We start from the raw sequence: 18,744 nt of genomic DNA on the forward strand, positions 1-18,744 counted from the left end.
GCTTCAGAAGGTGCAAAACGCACTTGGTGTCTGGCGTCACGTGATCCGCACCGGATCCACCAGGTCCGCCACGATGAGCACGCCGCCCACCCCGAGCAGGATCAGGAACACCACGTAGGCCACGGGAGTCATGCGGGCGACGTCGGCCGGGCCGGGCAGCACCGCTGCCCCGCGCACCCGGGCGACCGTGCGCTTGCCGCCCTCGTAGAGGGCGTTGACCAGGTGCCCGCCGTCGAGCGGCAGGAACGGGATCATGTTGAAGACGAAGAGCGCGATGTTCAGGCTGGCCAGCAGGCTGAGGTAGATCATCACGCGGTCGAGGATCGCCTCGTCCAGCGCCATGATCTCGCCGCTGATCCGCGCGACGCCGACCATCGACTGCACGGAGTCCTGCGAACGCTCCTCGGCGGTGAAGGCCTGGGTCGCTGCGTCGGCCACGCGGACCGGGAGCGTGGCGACCATGGTCGCCGTCTGCCAGGTCATGTCGCCCACGGCGGGCAGGACGCTCGACAGCGGCTGCGGCTCGCGCACCTGGAGCGGCGAGAAGCCCACGAACCCGCCGGGCCTGACAACCGGTTCGCCGTCGTCACCGACGACGAACGCGCCCTGCTCGTCCACGACGGGACGGTCGGCCGGGGCGGGGGTGACCTCGAGGTTCATGCGCTCGCCGTCACGCAGGACCGTCACCTCGGCCGGGCGCCCGGCGGACTCGTTGATGAGGCCGACGAGCTGCTGCCAGCTGGCCACCTCGGTGCCGCCGAAGGCGACCACCTCGTCGCCCGGCTCCAGGCCGGCCGCCGCCGCCGGTGCGGGCGGCTGCCCCTCGCAGTCCTCGCCGCTCGCGGTGGACGTGGCCGACGCGGGCACGCACTCCGAGAGCTGGGCGACGGTCGTGGACGTGACCATCGTGCCGTAGCCCATCAGGATCACGCCCATCAGGACCGTCGCGATCACGAGGTTCATGAACGGCCCGCCGAACATCACGATGAGCTTCTTGGGCGTCGAGAGGTTGTAGAAGGCGCGGTGCTCCTCGCCGGGGCGCACCTCGGCGACGGAGGCGTCGCGCGCGTCGGCGACGAGCTCGCTCCAGAAGCCCGTGCCGCGGCGCGTGCCCGCCGGTGCGGGCGGCATCATGCCGACGAGGCGCACGAACCCGCCGAGCGGGATCGCTTTGATGCCGTACTCCGTCTCTCCCTTGGTCCGCGACCAGAGCGTGGGCCCGAAACCCACGAAGTACTGGCTCACGCGCACGCCGAACTTCTTGGCCGGGACCATGTGCCCGAGCTCGTGCAGCCCGACGGAGACGATGACGCCCAGCAGGAGGACGAGCACACCAACGATGTGCGGAACGATGCTCACGGGACCGAGACTACGGCACCCCTCCGACACCCCGGAAGGCAGCACGCCTCTCCCCTCCCGAGAGCCACGCGACGTTCACTTCGTTCCGAATCCATGGGTATTCGTTGAAACATCGGTTACTGATCATTAACCTGACGGCATGTCGGTTTCGTCCGTTCCCGGGTTCCGCCAGCTGCACGCTCACGGACCCTCCTCGCTCGTGGAGAGCCTCACCTCCATGTTCCAGACCGAGGCCTGGCCCGGCGCCGACGGCGACTCGCGGGTGGCGCGGCAGCTGCGCGAGATCGGCGTGGACGTCAGTGCCATCTGGGCGGCCTCCCGCTGGAACATGGGCGAGGACGGCGAGGCCCCGAACCGCCGACATCCGCTGCCCGGCGACCCGCGCGGGCCGCAGACCGCCGCGGCCCTGACCGCGGTCGCCGCGCGGCCCCGCGCCGCCGCCCTGCTCGGCGTCTACCTGTGGTCGCAGGCGAGCGACGCACTGCAGTACACGTTCCGGCACGGCCGGATCATCGTCCCGCTGCGCGCCTTCGTCGAGACCTGGGCGGCCTGCCGCGACGAGGCCCCGGACGACGTCTGTCGGGCCGAGGGCGACGCCGTCGCAGTACTCCTGCGCACGCTCATCACCCAGATGCACACCTCTGCCGCCCGCAGCGCGGGCAACCTGCCGCGGCTCGCCGACGCCGCCGCCCAGGCCGGTGAGCGGTGCGCCGACCTGCTCCGCACGGCACGGGCCATCCCCGACCCGACGTCCCCGTTCCGCCGCGTCCTGGTGCCGCAGGCCGTGACCCGGATCCGCTACTTTCGCGCGCTCGCCGAGGCCGCCCGCGCGGCCGACGACGCGATGGCGGGCGAGCCGGCACGGCTCGGCCCGGCGCTGGAGGGCCTGCGCGCCGCCGAGACCGACCGGCACCTCAACTACATCCTGGCCAGCGAGCTGCGCTCCTACCGGATGCACCTGGCCGAGCTGCACCGCAACCTCGACTCGGCCTGGCTCACGCTCGACCGGCTGCGCACCGTCTACATCTACCCGTTCGGGCTGCGCGACGTCAGCCCGGCGGCGGCCGTGGCGGCGATCCGGGGGATCGCCGACCGGGACGAGCGGCCCGTGCTGCTCGGTGTCCAAGCCTTCGCGGTCCGCGGCCGGCTCAAGATGGACGACGTCTGGGCGAGCGTCGACCGGGCCGCACGCCCGTACGGCGGGGTGTCGCTGTCGATGCCGAACGTGCGGCTGGAGCAGCCCGACGGGTCGTTCATCGCCGAGCTGTCGTGCGACGTCCGGTTCACCGAGTTCGGCAACCACTACGTGCGGTTCCGGTACTCGGCGCGCGACCAGTCCCCGCAGCAGGTCCGGGACGCCCGGTTCCGGCTGTCCAACCTGCACGCGGACATCCGGGTGCGGTGGATCGCCCCGGACGGCTCGCCCGTCGCCGTCGACCACGGCGACGGGCTGCCGCCGGAGCGCCTGTTCGACCTGGCCGACCTGCTGCAGCGGGCCACGACGGACCTGGTCCGCGAAGGCACGGAGATCGCCCAGGGGCGGGCGCACGTCGTCACCACGGTCTACGAGGCGAGCCGCGGGCGCGGCCCGGCAGCACCCCGGGCCGAGCGGACGCCGGTCAGCATGGGCGACGAGCTGCTCGCCGCGTTCGGCTCGCAGGTGCTGCTGCAGCCCGTGTCGTACGGCACGGCCACGCTGTGCGACTGGACGCTGCCCCAGCGCAACCCGGTGCTGCTGGAGGGCGTGCGGCACCTGGGCGACGTCGTGGCGGTGGCCACCAACTCCACCACCGTCGCGCTGGTCGGCACCGCGCACTTCAAGATCTCGCAGTACGGCTCGCTCGCCGAGTTCGTCGCGAGCCTCAACGGGCTGTTCAGCGCGTGGAACGCCACCCTCGCGGACCACCTGCGGATCGTCGCGGCCATGCTCGCCGACCACGACGTGAACAACGGCGCCGACCTCGCCGAGCGCAAGGAACGACTCACCCGCGAGCAGCTGCGCCTGCACGAGTTCGCCTCGGAGGTCCGCACCACGCTGACCACGATCACCTCGCCGACGTTCCTCGCCTCCGCCCTCGAGTCGAGGATGCTGAACCAGCTCCTGCAGGCGTCACATTTCGAGCAGCAGGCCGCCGTGGTCACCGAGCGGCTCCGCGAGCTGCTGCAGGAGCCCATCGCCGCGCGGCTCGCCGCCCTCGAACGGCTGCACGGCGACCGCGAGCGGGCCGCCGAGGCCAGGCGCGAGCGCGGGCGCCGTCGGCTGATGGACGGCACGCTCTCGGCGATCACGGTGTTCGCCGGCGTCTACGCCCTGATCGGCACGGTCCAGGTGGCGCTGGACGCGGAGCTGATCGGCCCGATCCAGGCGGTCACAGCCACCGCCCTGGTCACGGTGGGCGCGCTGATCACGGGCCTGGCGGTCTTCAACTGGACGCGGGGGCGCTGAGCAGGCACGCGTCAGGCCTTCCTGACCAGGCTCGGCCCGATGCGGGCCAGCCCTACGCCGGGCAGCATCACAGCGACGACACGGTCGTCGTGGCTACGGTGCAGCAACCGAATGCTGTGCACCCGCGTTCCTGCCGCGACCGTGACGTCGGACTTCTTGCTCTTGACTCTCCTGAGGATCGTCACGGCGCCCCGCTACACCGCAAGCAGGCGCTTGCTCAACGCCCACAGCCGCTCGGCCGACCCCGGGTCGATCGAGTGCGACACGACCTCGGCCGGGACGGAGCTCGCGGTCAGCGGCAGGTCGTCGTCGTTCACGGCCGAGACGTCGTTGTCGAGCAGGTACACGCCGCCAAGGCCGTCGAGCAGCGGGCTGGTCGCCCCGAACACGATGGTGGCGGTGCCCTGCTCCTCGGTCTTCTTGCCGTTCTCCGGGTCGATGATGGGCCGGCCGGCCTCGTCGATCAGGCCCTGGGCGCGCTGCGATTCCGCGCCCACGGAGCTGTTGAAGGACGTGGTGGCGATGACGCCCGGGTGCGCCGCGAAGGCACGGATGCCCTCGTGCGCCCAGCGGCGGTCCAACTCGACCGCGAACAGCACGTTGGCGGTCTTGGACTGCGCGTACGCAAGGCCGGGGTCGTAGCCGCCGTGGGCGAAGGTCGGGTCGTCCCACAGGATGTCCGAGAAGCGCTGGGCACCCGACGTCGTGGTGACCACCCGGGCGCCGTCGGCCGCCTGGAGCGCGGGGTGCAGGCCCAGGGTGAGCTGGAAGTGCCCGAGGTGGTTGGTCGCGAACTGCGCCTCGTAGCCGCGTGCGTCGCGCACGACCTCGGCGGGGGCCAAGTAGCCGGCGTTGTTGATCAGGATGTGCAACGGCCGGCCGGACTCCAGGTAGCGCGCGACGAACGCGTCGATCGAGGCCGGGTCCATGAGATCGAGCCGTCCGACCTCCACCCGCTCGATCCCGGCCACCGCGGCCGCGGCACGCTCCGGGTCGCGCGAGCCGACGACGACCGAGGCGCCGGCCCGGCTCAGCGCGCGGGTGGCCACCAGGCCGAGCCCGGAGTGGCCGGCGGTGACGATGACGTTCTTGCCGGTCAGATCGATGCCGGCCAGCACGTCGTCGGCCGTCGAGGCTGGGGTGAATCCCGTTCCGATGGGGTGCTGCTGGTGCGTCATGACGGTTCTCCTCGTGCCGTGGTTCGCGCGCTCCCGGTCAGGCGGCCGCGCGCTCCTCGGCGGGCCGGCGGCGCAGGGGTGCGTGCTGGATCGCTGGCGGGTCGTAGGCCATGTCGAGGCGGCCGACGTCGGTCCCCGGCGGCACTATCGCGTCGATCCGGTCCAGGACGTCGTCGGCCAGGACGACCTCCGCGCCCGCGAGCGCGCTGTCGAGGTGCTCCATGGTGCGCGGGCCGATGATCGCCGAGGTGACTCCGGGGTGGGCGATCGTGAACGCCATCGCCAGGTGGTTCAGCGGCACTCCGGCGTCCTGGGCGACCGGAACGAGCTGCTCGACCACGTCGAGGCGCTGCTCGTCGCGCAGGTGCTCGAAGCCGAACTGCGCCCGGTGCGTGTTGTTGCCCTGGCCCTTGCGGTACCGGCCGGTCAGCAGGCCCCCGGCCAGCGGGCTCCAGACGAGGGTGCCCATCCCGTACTGCTGCGCCACCGGCAGGACGTCGCGCTCGATGCCGCGGTTCAGGATCGAGTACGGCGGCTGCTCGGTCCGGAAGCGTTCCAGGCCGCGCCGCTCGGCGACCCACTGGGCCTGGACGATGTCGGCGGCGGGCATGGTGGACGAGCCGATGGCCCGCACCTTGCCGGAGTTGATCAGGTAGGTCAGCGCCGCCAGCGTGTCCTCGACGTCCGTCTCGGGGTCGGGCCGGTGGATCTGGTAGAGGTCGATGTGGTCGGTGCCCAGGCGGCGCAGCGAGTTCTCGACCTCGCTGATGATCCAGCGGCGCGAGTTGCCGCGGTGGTTGGGGTCGTCGCTCATGGGCAGGTGCACCTTGGTGGCCAGCACGACGTCGTCGCGCCGCCCCTTGAGCGCCTTGCCCACGATCTCCTCGGACTCGCCGTGCGAGTAGGCGTCGGCGGTGTCGATGAAGTTGATGCCGGCGTCGAGGGCCTTGTGGATGATCTTGACCGACTCGTCGTGGTCGGGGTTGCCGACAGCGCCGAACATCATCGCGCCGAGCGCGTAGGGGCTGACCTTGATGCCGGTCCGGCCGAGGCTGCGGTACTGCATGGGTTCCTCCTGGGGACGAGGGTCTGGTGAGCGCCCCGGCCATGCCGTAGTCTGGACGTTAAGCGGAACGCTCTTCCAGAACTATATGGAAAGCCGTTCCGGATAGCAAGGGATCGGAGAGAAGTGACCCAGAACACCGCGCCGCGACCGCTGCGCGCCGACGCGCAGCGCAACATCGACGCGCTGCTCGACGCCGCGAAGGCGACGTTCGGCACGTCGGGCGTGGACGCACCCGCGAAGGAGATCGCCGACTTGGCCGGCGTCGGCGTCGGCACGCTGTACCGGCACTTCCCCAAGCGCTCCGACCTGGTCAAGGCCGTGTTCCAGAACGAGGTGGACGCCTGCGCCGACGCGGCCACTACCCTCGCCGAGCAGCACGAGCCGGTCGTCGCGCTCGAGAAGTGGCTCCACCGGTACACCGAGTTCCTCGAGACCAAGCGCGGCCTCGCCTCGGCCCTGCACTCGGGCGACCCGGCGTTCGACGCCCTGCCGGGCTACTTCATCGGGCGGCTGGGTCCCGCCGTCGGCTCGCTCATGGACGTCGCGGTCGACGCCGGCGAGATCCGTGCCGTCGCCAGCCCCAAGGACCTCCTGTACGCGGTCTCCAAGCTGTGCGTGCCCATACACGACGACGAGCCGAACCACGGCCGGCGCATGGTCGACCTGCTCGTCGACGGGCTGCAGCACGGGGCGGGCGAGACCCCCGCCTCATGAACGCACCCACCTCGCCCGACGCCGTCGCGCGCACCCGCCCGGCCGGCCATCCCGTCGTGGCGCTGACGATCGCCGGGTCGGACCCCTCCGGGGGCGCCGGGATCCAGGCCGACCTGAAGACCTTCGCGGCGCTCGGCGGCTACGGCTGCGCCGTGCTCACGGGGCTGACGGCGCAGTCCACGACCGGCGTCACGCGCGTGCTTCCCGTGCCCGCCGACATGGTGACCGCGCAGCTCGAGACGCTGTTCGCCGACGTCGCGGTGGACGCGGTGAAGATCGGCATGACCACGGACGCCGCCGTCGCCCGGGCGATCGCCGCGGCCCTTCGGGACCTGCGGTCCGCCGGACGATCGCCGTTCGTGGTGCTCGACCCGGTGATGGTCGCGACGTCGGGCGATCGGCTCCTGGCGGCCGACGCAGAGGCCGTGCTGCGGGACGAGCTGCTGCCCCTGGCCGACCTCGTCACGCCGAACCTGCCCGAGGCCGCCGTGCTGCTCGGCGTCGAGCAGGCCCGGGATGGCGCCGAGGCGGCCGACCAGGCCCGGGCGCTGCTGGGGCTCGGGGTGCGGTTCGCCCTGGTCAAGGGTGGGCACCTGGGGTCGGCCGAGGCCGTCGACCACCTCGCGGGGCCGGGGCTCGGTGCCGGAACGACCGCCGGGCCGGGTGCGGCCCCGGACAGCGGTTCGACGACCGGGGCGGCAGACAACGGCGTCGTGGCGCTGACCGCCCCGCGGATCCCCACGCGGAACACGCACGGCACGGGCTGCACGCTCAGCTCGGCGTGCGCCGTCCTGCGCCCGGTGCACGACGGGTGGGTGCCGACGGTGCGTGCCGCCAAGGACTATCTCACCGGGGCGCTCCGCGCGGCGGACGGCCTGGTCATCGGCGGCACCGGCACGACGCCGGGCCCGTGGCAAGGACACGGCCCCGTCGATCACGGCTTCGCGTCGGGCCAACACCGACCAACTGACTCGGCGACCCGGGAGCGTCGAGTCAGCGTCCCGCTCGTCCCGCCGAGGTAGGACTGTGGCGAGGTAGGACTGCAGCGCCGCTCTGGTTCTACTTCGCCCTGGCCCTACCTCGCCACAGTCCTACCTCGGCGGGACCAGCGGGAGGAGGTGGGTCAGGCGGACTTGAGGAGTTCTGCCGCGCGGGAGCGGGCCCAGGCGTCGGCCTCCAGGACGCCCTCGACCGAGCTCGCGTCGCCCGCGTCCGTGGTCGTGTGCGCCTCGACGACGGCGGCCACGGTGTCGACGATGTCGAGGAACCCGATCGCGCCGTCGTGGAACGCCTCCACGCACACCTCGTTCGCGGCGTTGTAGACCGCCGGGTGGGTGCCGCCGGCCTCGCCCACCTGCCGGGCGAGGCGGACGGCGGGGAAGGCGTCGTCGTCCAGGGGCGCGAACTCCCAGGTGGCGGCCTGGGTCCAGTCGACGGCCACGTCGACGTCGGGCAGGCGCTCCGGCCAGGACAGGCCGAGCGCTATCGGCACGAGCATCCGCGGCGGCCCGGCCTGCGCGATGGTGGAGCCGTCGACGAACTCGACCATCGAGTGGATCATCTGCTGCGGGTGCACCACCACGTCGATGGCGCTGAACGGCACGTCGAACAGCAGGTGCGCCTCGATCACCTCGAGGCCCTTGTTCACCAGGGTCGCGGAGTTGGTGGTGATCACGCGCCCCATCGCGAAGTTGGGGTGCCGGAGGGCCTGCGCGGGCGTCACGTCCCGCAGCTCGGCACGCGAGCGGCCGCGGAACGGTCCGCCGCTGGCGGTCACGACCAGCTTGCGGACCTCGGACGAGGCACCCGAGCGCAGCGACTGCGCGATGGCGGAGTGCTCCGAGTCCACCGGCACGATCTGGCCCTCGCGCCGCACCGCCGCCTTGACCAGTGCGCCGCCCACCACGAGCGACTCCTTGTTGGCGAGCGCCAGCGTCGAGCCGGCCGCGAGCGCGGCGAGAGTGGGGCGCAGGCCCACGGATCCGGTGATGCCGTTGAGCACGACGTCGCTCCCCCGGCCGGCCAGCTCGGTCGCGGCGCCGGGTCCGGCGAGCACCTCGACGCCGTCGGCCCCTGCCTCGCGGAGCAGGGTGGTCAGGGCGGGGCGCGCGGCGTCGTCGGCCACGGCGACGGCGCCGACGCCGAGGGCGGCCGCCTGCCGCGCCAGAGCGGGCAGGTCGGAACCGCCGGCGGACAGCGCGTCCACGCGGAACCGGTCCGGGTTGCGCTCGATGACGTCGATGGCCTGCGTGCCGATGGAGCCGGTGGAGCCGAGGAGGGTGACGCTTCGCATGGTGCCCATCCTGTCAGCCCCCGATGTCAGCCCCACACGTCAGCCCTCGCCTGGTTGCTCGGCCCGCACCTGCTCGCCCCGGCCGCGGCCGAACACCCGCCAGCCCCGCACCACGCCGCGGGGTTCGGGAACGGCCTCGCCAGCGGCCTCCCAGCCGGCGTCGTCGTCGAGCGGGACCACGTGGAGGCCGAAGTCCGCCAGGATCACCGGGATGGCGCGGATGGCCGCGCGGTCCTTCTCGCGGACGGGCTCGGACAGCTCGTCCCAGGCCTTCATGTCCGGGTGCAGGCGGCGGACGTCGTCCCGCTCGGGCCCGTAGGTCCATCCGCCGGCGAGCTTCTCCGCCATCCAGCGCTCGTGCTCGTCGACGGCTCGCGCGTCGACCACGGGCTCGGGGATCCGGCCGTGCTCGGCGTCGGCGGCGGGTGCGACGGTGCAGCCCATCTGGCGGAGCCGGTCGGGGATGGCGCGCACCTGGGCGCGGTTCGCGGCCCTCAGGTCGTCGGACAGCTCGGGCCACGAGACCATGGCGGCCGTGCTCTGCCAGGCCACGCCGCGTGCGCGCTGGTTGCGCAGGTAGGTCAGGTGCGCCGAGACGGCCATGAGGTCGTAGACGTCGTCGTGCACCAGCACACCGGGCGCGGTCGCCCTGCGCAGCAGCGTGCCGGGTTCGACGACGTCGAGCCGCCCGCCGAGATCGTCGAGGATCGCGCCGTCGTGGGCGCCGAACAGGCCGCCCAGCCCCGCGAGCCGGTTGAGGCGGAGCACCACCGCGCCCTCGCTCGCGCGCCAGAGGTCGCTGTCGCGCAGGGCGTGCCGGAGGGCGTCGCCGTCGTCGTCGTGGCACACGTAGATCCGCTGGGGCGTGCCGATCGCCCGGACGTCGGCGAACGTCTCCACGGGGACGAGCCGGCAGGCCGCGCGGACGCTGGGCCAGCGGGCGCGCAGCGCCTGGGCGGCGTCCCGCGCGCCGGGCCCGACCAGGGTCACGGTCAGCGGCTCCCCGCCGGACGCGATCTCGACGCTCCGCAGCCGGGCGAACGCCACGACGAGCGCCCGGCCGAACGTGCCGTGCCCGACGACGGAGATGTGCGGGGCCTCGCCACGGGCGACGGTCTGGTCGCGCCGGGCCAGGGATCGGGCGACGAGCTCGCCGAGCGTGAAGAAGTCGACGCCGGGCTGCGGGTGGCTCAGGTGCCGCGCCTGCAGGGCCAGGGCGAGCTCGGGGTCGCTGACGTGGGCGTTCAGCCGCAGGCCGGGCAGGTCGGGGTACCGGTCCGCGCGCTTGGCCACGGCCACGGTCAGGACGTTGACGCCGGGCTCGTCGTCCTCGGCCTCGCAGGCGTACAGGACGGCGGCCCCGGCCACCCCGGCGTTGCGCAACGACTCGGCGTCGCCGGTGGTGGTCCGCGCGACGAGCGCACCCCGGGCCGCGAGCGCCTCGGCGATGAGGTCTGCGGCCGGCGTCCGGCCGACGACTATCGCGTGCCCGCGCATCCGGCGGGTGCGCATCAGCACGAACTGGTCGGAGAACAGGGAGCGCACGGTCTCGAACACGGCGTAGCCGGTGGCGACCGGGGCGAGGAAGCGCGCGGCCTGGAGCTGCCACGGGAGGTCGCCGCCCTCGTTGGTGGCCTCCGCGCCGAGCACGAAGAGCTGGACGGAGTAGTAGACGATGTCCCACCCGGTGGTGCCCCAGGCGAAGTCCGGGGAGGTCCGGTAGATCCAGAAGCCCCACAGGCCCAGCCCGAACGCGACGCCGAACAGTGCGGTGAAGCCCGCGCGCACCCACGACCGGCGCACGCGCAGCCTCCGGGGTCCGCCGCGGGGGACCACCAGCTCCGGTGCCGCCATCTGATGCCTCTCTCGTCCGACCCGCCTGCACACCCAACGGTGCATTTCAGACTAAAGGTCGCTAGCGTCATGACCAGCGGCGACACTACACACCGGGGATACATTTCTCTCCGGACCGCGACATTTGCCGACGAAAGGCTGCGGGGCAAGGATGACCGATCGGAGAGTCCGCTCGCTGCTGCCCAGCAGCCTGGCGCACGCGGTGCCGCGCCACGACCGGTACGACGGGTTCCTCTCCTACAGCCGCGACTCCGACGGCGAGTTCGCGCCGGCGTTCCACGCGCAGCTCCTCGAGTTCGACAGGCGCGACGACGTGCCCGACCTCAACGTCTTTCTCGACCGGACCGGCCTGGCGAACAACCCCAGCCTGTGGGACGCCATCGAGCGCAAGCTGGAGCGGTCGGACTACCTCATCCTGTTCGCCTCCGAGGGCGCCGCCAGCTCGCACTACGTGGCCAAGGAGGTGGCCTGGTGGCTCGACAACCGCGAGCCCGAGACCCTCCTGGTCGCCCTGACCAGCGGCAAGATCGTCTGGGACCAGACCGCGAACAAGATCGACACCATCAGCACGACCGCGCTGCCAGCGCCGCTCGCCGAGCGGCTCGACCACGAACCGAAGTGGACGGACCTGACGCGGCTGCGTCAGCGTCGGTTCTGGCGGCACCACCCGGACCGGCCCACCGCGCTCGCCGAGCTGGTCGCGCCGCTGCGCGGCCCGGACGTCAGCACCGAGGAGATCCTCGGCGCGCACATCGCCCGGCAGAGCTCCGCCGGCATGCGCAACCGCCTGGTGAACCTGGCGCTCGGCGTCATGCTGGCCCTGTCGGTCGGCGCGTTCGCGTTCGCCGAGCGGGAGGCGACCCGGGCGAACGACGCCGTGAACGCCAACGCGGCGCACCTGCTCGGCGCGACGTCGCACGTGGTGCACCAGGACGATCCCGCGACGGCGCAGCTGCTGGCCGTCGAGGCGGTCCACCGGCTGCGCGACGGGCAGACCCGTACCGCGCTGTTCAACGCGGTCACGGCGAACGAGCCCGCGGACCCGTACCTGCTGCGCACCGTGGACGTGCCCGACGAGACCGGGCTCGCCGACGTCGCCCCGACCGGCACCGGCGTCGTCGGCCGGACCGACAACGGCGACCTGGTGCGGTGGAACCCCGACGATGGCGCTCCCGCCGTGCTGCGTGGCGACCGCACCCCGTTCGGCGAGGTCGCCGGTCCGGGACGACGGGGGCCGGTCGTGGCCGGGAGCTCTGACGGCGCGGTGGTCGCCGCGGTGGACGACCTCGGCGTGACGGTCGGCAGGTTCGGGCCGCTGCCGGAGGGCAGCACCAGCCGGCATACGCACCTCGACCTGCCGGGCGCGACGGCGGTGGCGGTCACGCCGGAGGGCGACACGCTGCTCGTCGCCTGGTACGACGGCACGACGGGGAAGAACCGGATCGGCAGCATCGGCCTCACAGGCCGCGACCTGGCGCTGCTGGCGTCGGGCGACGGCTCGGCGCTGCCCTCCGAGCAGCGCCTGGCGTTCCGGAGCACGGTGGACACGGAGCTGTCGGTCACGTCCCTCGCGGTCGGCTCCAGCCGCACCGTGGCCGTGGCGGACGCCGCGGCGGGCACGCTCGAGATCCGCAGCCTCGACTCCCTGGGGCTGGCCAGGCCGGACCCGGTCGACCTGCCCGACGGCGCCGTCCCTTCACCCTCGCTCGACGACTGGGCGACCCTGAGCTCCGGCCCCGACGGGACCACGGTGACCGTGCACCACTGGGCCGACGGCTCGATGCGCGCGGCGGACTGCCCCGTCCCGCGCGCCTGGTCCGACCCGGAGATCGTGGCGATCGACGACGGCACCACGCGCGCGCTGGTCGCCACCGACGACGGGCTGGTCGCGTGCGAGATCTCCGCCGACGCCGAGGTGCACCGCACGTGGCACCTGTCGGGCATCCGGCACACGGGCCCGCCCGTGCTGGTCGGCGTCGACCGCGTAGCGGCGGCGTCGGACGGCCGGATCGCGCTGTGGAGCACCGCGGGCACGCGCGGCGACGTGCCGCTGCCGAGTGCGGCGGGCGCGGCGGCGGCCGCTCGGGAACCCGGCCCTAAGCCGGTCCTGGCCACCTTCCGGGACGCGTCGACGCAGGAGGCCAGCACCGCCGCGTCCTGGTCCGACGGCACGGTCACGATCCACGGCCTCGGCACGGTGACCCTGCCGGCCGACACCGAGGACGCGGGGCGGCCGCTGCTGCCCGTCTGGCTGGACCGGGACCGCCTCCTGCTCATCACCCAGGCCGGAGACGCCTACCAGACCCAGGGCGGGACCGCCGCGGGGTACGAGGCCGGCTTCCGCGACCTCATCGCGCCCGGACTCGACCGGCGCGGCCCGGAGTGCGCCAAGATCGTCAGCGCCCAGCGCACGCGGGACGACGTCCTGCTGGTCGACGCGTGCTCCGGGCTCCACCTGCTGGACGCCGGGCTCCAGGAGCGGGCCGTGTACGTGCCCGGCCCGCTGGGCGAGGAGCCGCGGCTCCGGCCCGAGTGGGCAGAGCCCGGCCGGGTCACGGTCGCCGACGACGGGAGCCAGGTCGCCGTCGCGCCCCGCGACTTCTCGCTGCGGGTCGCCGACCTGGCGGCCGCCGCCCGGGGCGAGACGGACGTGTGGACGGTACGCGGCAGCAGCGTGGCGCAGGTGCACATGATCGGGGCGCGCAGCAGCGCGGAGGACACCTCCCTGCCGGACGAGCTCGTCACGCTCGGCCTGGACGCGAAGGTGCGGCTGCGCCCCGTCGTCGGGCCGGGCGAGCCGGAGGGACTGGACCTCACCGGCACCTACGGCGACGTCATGGCCGTGCTGCCGGGGCCGGACCTCGTGGCACGGAACGAGGGCGCCGCCCTCGCGTTCTTCGACATCAGGACCGGTCAGAAGGTCGGCGAGCTCGCGACCCGGCTGTACTCGCCCGGCGGCGAGGCGGCGGCGAGCGACGTGCACGCCGCCGACGGCCAGCTCCTCGTGGTCCAGGACCACGGCGTCACCACGGGCTGGACCTTCTCGGACGACCAGATGATCGCCCGCGCCTGCGCCATGGCGGGCAGACAGCCGACCCCGGCCGACATGCCGGACGGCGTCAGCCTGATGCCGGGCCGCACCTGCCCGCCCGGTTCGCCGAGGTAGAACTGCAGCGAGGTAGAACTGGGGCCGGAGCGCTGATCAGCGCTCCGGCCCCAGTTCTACCTCGCTGCAGTTCTACCTCGGCGAGACGAAGGTCAGGACTCCAGGCGCTTGGCCTCGGTTTCCGTCTCGTCCGCCTCCTCGTCGCGGCCCTCCTTGCGCAGCACGCCTGCGAGCGAGCGCATCGACGTGGCGGCGTCGCTCTTCACGAGGTCGGACGACGTCCCGCGCAGCTTGCCCCACAGGCTCATCGCCTCCTCGGCGACCTCGAGCACCTGCGAGCGCTCCTTGCCGCCGAGCGTCGACGTCGTGAACGTCTCCAGCGCGTGCTCGAGGACGGCACGCTGCTTGGTGGGGTCGTCGTCGTCCAGGCTCTTGTACAGCTGGACGGCCTCGCCCATCAGCTTGGTGGCCGGCTTCTCCTGGTCCTTCGCCGCGGCCTGGCTGCCGAACGACAGCAGCGCCACGGCCAGCTTCGACACGGTGCTGCCGGTCTCGCCGGGCAGCTTCTCCGCGCCCGAGACCACCAGCTCGTGCAGCCTGGCGGCGGTGCGCGTCTCGAGGTTGTCCTCGCGCTCCGCGGTCTCGTCCTGCTCCGGGCCCGCGACCTGCTGCGTGCCCGCGTCCTCGGCGACGGCCGGCGTCGCCCCCGACGTCGGGACGCCCGGCGTGGTCACGCCCGACGTCGTCTCCCCTGCTGCGGTGACCTGCGCCGCCTGTGCCTGCTGAGGCAGTGCGTCCGTGCTCACTCGTTCCTCCTGTCCACGGTGCGACGAAACTACCAGAACGGGCGTTCAGTCCGGTATGCACCCCAGTCGCCGGACGACGGCGCGTGCGCGCCCCCGTCCCGGCACGCACCCAGTACCGTCAGCCGCCATGGAGAACTGGTCCCGCGCCGCTTCCCGCGACCTCCTCGGACAGGCCCGCACCCGCCACACGCTGGGCACGGACGCGCTGACCGAGCGCGACGCCGCCCCGGAGCGGGTGCGTGTCGCGTACCGCGTCGCCCGCGACGCGCGAGTGCGGGCCGAGCTCGCCGAGGTGCCTGCCGACCGGATCCGCGACGTCAGCACCGCACCCCTGCGCCTCGGGCCCGTCGAGGCCGCGGGCTACCGCACGGTCGCCCAGGTGCTGGACGCCGACGCGGCCGAGCTCGAGGCGATCCCCGGCGTCGGGCCCAGGACCGCCCGCCTGCTGCGCGACACCGCCCAGCAGATCTTCGACGCCGTCGACGACGCGCTCACCTTCCGGATCGAGCACGACCCGGGCGACCCGCTCGCCACCGACCTGGTGCGCGCGCTGCACGCCCACGAGCAGGTCAACCGGTTCTTCGACGCGTGGGGCGAGCGGGTCGACGTCGACGTGCCGAAGCTGGCCCGGCTGGCCGAGGTGGGCGCCCTGCGCGCGACCCTGGTCAAGCGGCTGTTCGCGGGCCGCGAGCGCACCGCGACGGCCGACACGGCCCTGACCCGGCTCCGCGAGACCGTCGACGGCCTCGACGCCTCCGCCGTCACCGAAGCCCTGGAACGGCTGGACCGCACGCTGACCGGCACGTCGGACGCGGAGGTCTGGCGCGACTACGAGGCCCGCGCCGCCACCTACTTCACAGCGCTGGGCGAGCTCGTCGACCTCGGCATCGACGTGGAGGCGTCCGAGGGCTACCTGCCCGAGGAGGTGGTGGACCAGGTCCTCGCCCAGGACCTGGACACCTCGCTCCTGACCGTCTCGCTGCGCGGATACCAGGCGTTCGGCGCCCGGTACGCACTGGTGCAGCGTCGCACGATCCTCGGCGACGAGATGGGGCTGGGCAAGACCGTCCAGGCCATCGCCGCCATGGCGCACCTCGCCGCCCGAGGTCGCCGGCACTTCCTCGTGATCTGCCCCGCGAGCGTGGCCGCGAACTGGGCCCGCGAGGTCGCCGCACACTCGCACCTGGCGGTCCGGGTGCTCCAGGGCGACGATCGTGACGGCGGCATCCGCACCTGGGTGGCGGACGGCGGCGTCGGTATCGTCACCTTCCCGCAGCTCGGGCACCTGCGCGCCGCGGGGATGCCGCGGCCCGCACTGCTCGTCGTGGACGAGGCGCACTACGTGAAGAATCCGCGCGCCCAGCGCTCGGAGCGGACCGCCGCCTGGGCGGGCACGGCCGAGCGCGTGCTGTTCATGACCGGCACGCCGATGGAGAACACCGTGGACGAGTTCCGCAGCCTCGTGGACTACCTCAAGCCCGAGGTCGCGGAGTCGATCGACCCGGCGGCGGGCCTGGCCGGAGCCGCGGCGTTCCGCCGGTCGGTCTCCACCGTGTACCTGCGGCGCAACCAGGAGGACGTGCTCACGGAGCTGCCCGAGCTGGTCCAGGTCGACGAGTGGGAGCGGTTCGGCAAGCACGACGGCGCCGCCTACCGGCGGGCGGTGCTCAAGCGTTCGTTCGCGGACATGCGCCGGGCCGCGTTCGTCCATGCCCCCGAGCCGACGGCGAAGCTCGTGCGGCTGCGCGAGATCGTCGCCGAGGCGATGGACAACAACCGCAAGGTCGTCGTCTTCTCGTTCTTCCGTGACGTGATCGAGACGGTGCTGGCCGAGCTGGGCCCGCTCGCGATCGGGCCCATCACCGGTTCCGTGCCCGCCCGGCGGCGGCAGGAGCTGGTCGACGAGTTCACGCGGGCGGCGGAGCCGAAGGTGCTGGTGAGCCAGATCGAGGCGGGCGGCGTCGGGCTGAACATCCAGGCCGCCTCCGTGGTGATCCTGTGCGAGCCGCAGGTCAAGCCGACCGTCGAGGCGCAGGCGATCGCGCGGGCGCACCGAATGGGCCAGGTCCGCACCGTGCAGGTGCACCGGCTGCTCGTCGAGAACAGCGTGGACGAGCGGCTCCTGGAGATCCTGGGCACCAAGGCCGAGCTGTTCGCGGAGTACGCCGGTCGTTCCACGGTCGCGGTGACGCCTGGGGCCGACGTCGCCGACGCCGAGCTCGCGCGGCGCATCGTCGAGGAGGAACGCGCCCGGCTGGGCGAGTCCGCGGCGTAAGTACCTCCGGGGGATTCCTCGCGGTCCTGCCCCCGGCCTGCTGTGATGTACCCATGTCGACCACAGCCCTGACCAGGGGACCCGTCCAGGCCGCTGAGCGCTCACCGGCGCCGGACCTCGCGCGCGGGTTCATGCTCCTGCTGATCGCCATCGCGAACACGCCGTTCTACCTCTGGGGTCGGGAGATGAACCCCGGCGCTTCCCACCCCCTCGACGGTTCGACCATCGACAAGGTGGCCGACTTCCTCATCATCACGCTCGTGGACCTGCGGACCTACCCGATGTTCGCGTTCCTGTTCGGCTACGGGATGATGCAGCTCTACAACCGTCAGGTCGCCTCGGGCACGTCGGAGGCCTCCGCCCGCAGGCTCCTGCAGAAGCGCAACTGGCTGCTCCTCGCGTTCGGGGCAGTGCATGCGGCGCTGCTCTGGATGGGCGACGTGCTCGGCGCGTACGGCCTCGCCGGCCTGCTCATGGTGTGGCTCTTCTTCAAGGCCAAGGACGCCACCCTGATCGTGTGGACCTGGGTGTTCGGCGCCCTGCTGGCGATCGTCACGGTGCTCGCCGTGATCGGCGCGTACTTCACGGCCCAGATCCCGGCCGACGACGCCGAGGCGCAGGCGATCGCCGCCGACTTCGCCCCCACGACCGATTCGATGGCGACGACGTCGTACCTCGACTCCATCGTCGAACGGCTGGAGTACTGGGTGACCGGGACGGTCGTGCAGGGCGTTTTCATGCTCGTGGTGCCGATGATGCTGCTGCTCGCGTTCTGGGCCGGACGGCGCCGCATCCTGGAGAACCCGGGCGAGCACCTGCCGCTGCTGCGCCGCGTGGCGGTGGTCGGCATCACCATCGGCTGGCTCGGCCCGCTGCCGTCCGCGCTGGACCACGTCGGCGCGATCGGCGTGCCCGACCACGCGGCCTGGGTCTTCTGGATCGTGCAGATCTTCACGGGCTTCTTCGGCGGCCTCGGCTACGTCGCACTGTTCGGCCTGATCGGCCACTGGGTCGCCCAGCGCCGCACGGGAGCGCCGTCGCGCAACCTGCTCGCTACGGACGGCCCGTTCGCGGGCGCCGTCCAGGCGGTCGGCAAGCGGTCGCTGACGTCCTACCTGCTGCAGTCGGTGCTCTGCGCGCCGATCCTCACCGCGTGGGGGTTCGGGCTGGGCGAGCACCTCACCTCGTGGAGCATGCTGCTGTACGCCGTGCTCGTCTGGGCGCTGACCGTGGCGTTCGCCGTCTGGCAGGAGCGCACGGGCCGGCGCGGGCCGGCCGAGGTGCTGCTGCGCCGGCTGGTCTACGGGCGGCCCGTGCAGGCACCGGTCCAGGCCTGAGCCCGGAACGGGCCCGATCCCGGAGCTACGCCGGGAACGAGTCGACCGCGTCGTCCTCGCCGTCGCCGTCGGTGTCCACGGAGATCGTCCGCGTCCCGCCGGCCGTCTCCATGACGACGTCGGGCCGCCCGTCACCGTTGGTGTCGTGCAGCTCGACGTCGGGGACGCCGTCGGCGTCGTAGTCCTCGAACTGGGCGTCCACCACGCCGTCGCCGTCGGTGTCGGCCACCTCGATGTCGGTGATGCCGTCGCCGTCGAGGTCGTACTTGCCGGGCTTGTCGGCCAGGAACTCGGACACGGGGTTCTCCTT

Annotated in this window: 14 protein-coding genes; 6 read left to right on the forward strand and 8 right to left on the reverse strand. The window is 72.9% G+C overall.

Annotated elements, in window-relative coordinates; all coding sequences use genetic code 11:
• Window positions 1-36 precede the first annotated feature (36 nt).
• A complete protein-coding gene (locus tag EW117_RS03035; RefSeq protein ID WP_277986436.1) occupies window positions 37-1,359 on the reverse strand; it encodes a M50 family metallopeptidase in 1,323 nt (440 codons plus the stop codon).
• 139 nt (window positions 1,360-1,498) lie between these two features.
• Between EW117_RS03035 and EW117_RS03040 the strand changes: the two genes are divergently transcribed.
• Window positions 1,499-3,805 carry a hypothetical protein gene (locus EW117_RS03040; RefSeq protein ID WP_129783515.1) on the forward strand — a complete coding sequence of 769 codons (2,307 nt, stop codon included), beginning with the start codon at window positions 1,499-1,501 and terminating at the stop codon, window positions 3,803-3,805.
• A gap of 11 nt (window positions 3,806-3,816) precedes the next feature.
• On the opposite strand, the gene EW117_RS29280 is transcribed toward EW117_RS03040, so the two are convergent.
• The 3 genes from EW117_RS29280 to EW117_RS03050 are packed head-to-tail and all read right to left on the reverse strand — an operon-like array spanning window position 3,817 to window position 6,049.
• On the reverse strand, window positions 3,817-3,990 hold the full coding sequence (locus EW117_RS29280) for a hypothetical protein (RefSeq protein ID WP_165362426.1): 174 nt from the start codon (window positions 3,988-3,990) through the stop codon (window positions 3,817-3,819).
• Between the two features lie 9 nt (window positions 3,991-3,999).
• Window positions 4,000-4,983 (reverse strand): SDR family NAD(P)-dependent oxidoreductase, encoded by a 984-nt coding sequence (locus tag EW117_RS03045; protein WP_129783517.1) that lies wholly within the window; start codon window positions 4,981-4,983, stop codon window positions 4,000-4,002.
• A gap of 37 nt (window positions 4,984-5,020) precedes the next feature.
• Window positions 5,021-6,049 (reverse strand): aldo/keto reductase, encoded by a 1,029-nt coding sequence (locus tag EW117_RS03050; protein WP_129783519.1) that lies wholly within the window; start codon window positions 6,047-6,049, stop codon window positions 5,021-5,023.
• Window positions 6,050-6,172: 123 nt separating this feature from the next.
• Here EW117_RS03050 and EW117_RS03055 point away from each other — a divergent pair, with 123 nt between their 5' ends.
• Both EW117_RS03055 and thiD read left to right on the forward strand, forming a co-directional pair.
• Window positions 6,173-6,763 (forward strand): TetR/AcrR family transcriptional regulator, encoded by a 591-nt coding sequence (locus tag EW117_RS03055; protein WP_129783521.1) that lies wholly within the window; start codon window positions 6,173-6,175, stop codon window positions 6,761-6,763.
• Window positions 6,760-7,785 (forward strand): bifunctional hydroxymethylpyrimidine kinase/phosphomethylpyrimidine kinase, encoded by a 1,026-nt coding sequence (thiD, locus tag EW117_RS03060; protein ID WP_129783523.1) that lies wholly within the window; start codon window positions 6,760-6,762, stop codon window positions 7,783-7,785. The genes EW117_RS03055 and thiD overlap by 4 nt, the downstream gene beginning before the upstream one ends.
• Before the next feature lie 101 nt (window positions 7,786-7,886).
• On the opposite strand, the gene dxr is transcribed toward thiD, so the two are convergent.
• Together dxr and EW117_RS03070 are read right to left on the reverse strand one after the other, a co-directional pair.
• On the reverse strand, window positions 7,887-9,056 hold the full coding sequence (gene dxr / locus EW117_RS03065) for a 1-deoxy-D-xylulose-5-phosphate reductoisomerase (protein ID WP_129783525.1): 1,170 nt from the start codon (window positions 9,054-9,056) through the stop codon (window positions 7,887-7,889).
• 39 nt (window positions 9,057-9,095) lie between these two features.
• On the reverse strand, window positions 9,096-10,910 hold the full coding sequence (locus tag EW117_RS03070; RefSeq protein ID WP_129783527.1) for a RyR domain-containing protein: 1,815 nt from the start codon (window positions 10,908-10,910) through the stop codon (window positions 9,096-9,098).
• Between the two features lie 151 nt (window positions 10,911-11,061).
• Between EW117_RS03070 and EW117_RS03075 the strand changes: the two genes are divergently transcribed.
• Window positions 11,062-14,076: a TIR domain-containing protein gene (locus EW117_RS03075; RefSeq protein ID WP_129783529.1), complete on the forward strand. Its 3,015-nt coding sequence runs from the start codon at window positions 11,062-11,064 to the stop codon at window positions 14,074-14,076.
• 92 nt (window positions 14,077-14,168) lie between these two features.
• Here the strand turns inward: EW117_RS03075 and EW117_RS29285 are convergent, their stop codons facing one another.
• Window positions 14,169-14,822, reverse strand: coding sequence for a hypothetical protein (locus tag EW117_RS29285; RefSeq protein WP_165362427.1), 654 nt, complete (start codon window positions 14,820-14,822; stop codon window positions 14,169-14,171).
• 127 nt (window positions 14,823-14,949) lie between these two features.
• Between EW117_RS29285 and EW117_RS03085 the strand changes: the two genes are divergently transcribed.
• Both EW117_RS03085 and EW117_RS03090 read left to right on the forward strand, forming a co-directional pair.
• A complete protein-coding gene (locus tag EW117_RS03085; protein WP_165362428.1) occupies window positions 14,950-17,097 on the forward strand; it encodes a DEAD/DEAH box helicase in 2,148 nt (715 codons plus the stop codon).
• 53 nt (window positions 17,098-17,150) lie between these two features.
• Window positions 17,151-18,434 carry a DUF418 domain-containing protein gene (locus EW117_RS03090; RefSeq protein WP_129783533.1) on the forward strand — a complete coding sequence of 428 codons (1,284 nt, stop codon included), beginning with the start codon at window positions 17,151-17,153 and terminating at the stop codon, window positions 18,432-18,434.
• Window positions 18,435-18,459: 25 nt separating this feature from the next.
• Here EW117_RS03090 and EW117_RS03095 read toward each other — a convergent pair whose 3' ends face one another.
• The gene (locus EW117_RS03095) at window positions 18,460-18,732 is read right to left on the reverse strand and encodes a hypothetical protein (RefSeq protein ID WP_207211726.1); all 273 of its coding nucleotides are present in this window, start codon (window positions 18,730-18,732) and stop codon (window positions 18,460-18,462) included.
• Between the last annotated feature and the right edge of the window lie 12 nt (window positions 18,733-18,744).

This window comes from Promicromonospora panici (assembly GCF_900608595.1).
GTDB classification, from domain to species: domain Bacteria; phylum Actinomycetota; class Actinomycetes; order Actinomycetales; family Cellulomonadaceae; genus Promicromonospora; species Promicromonospora panici.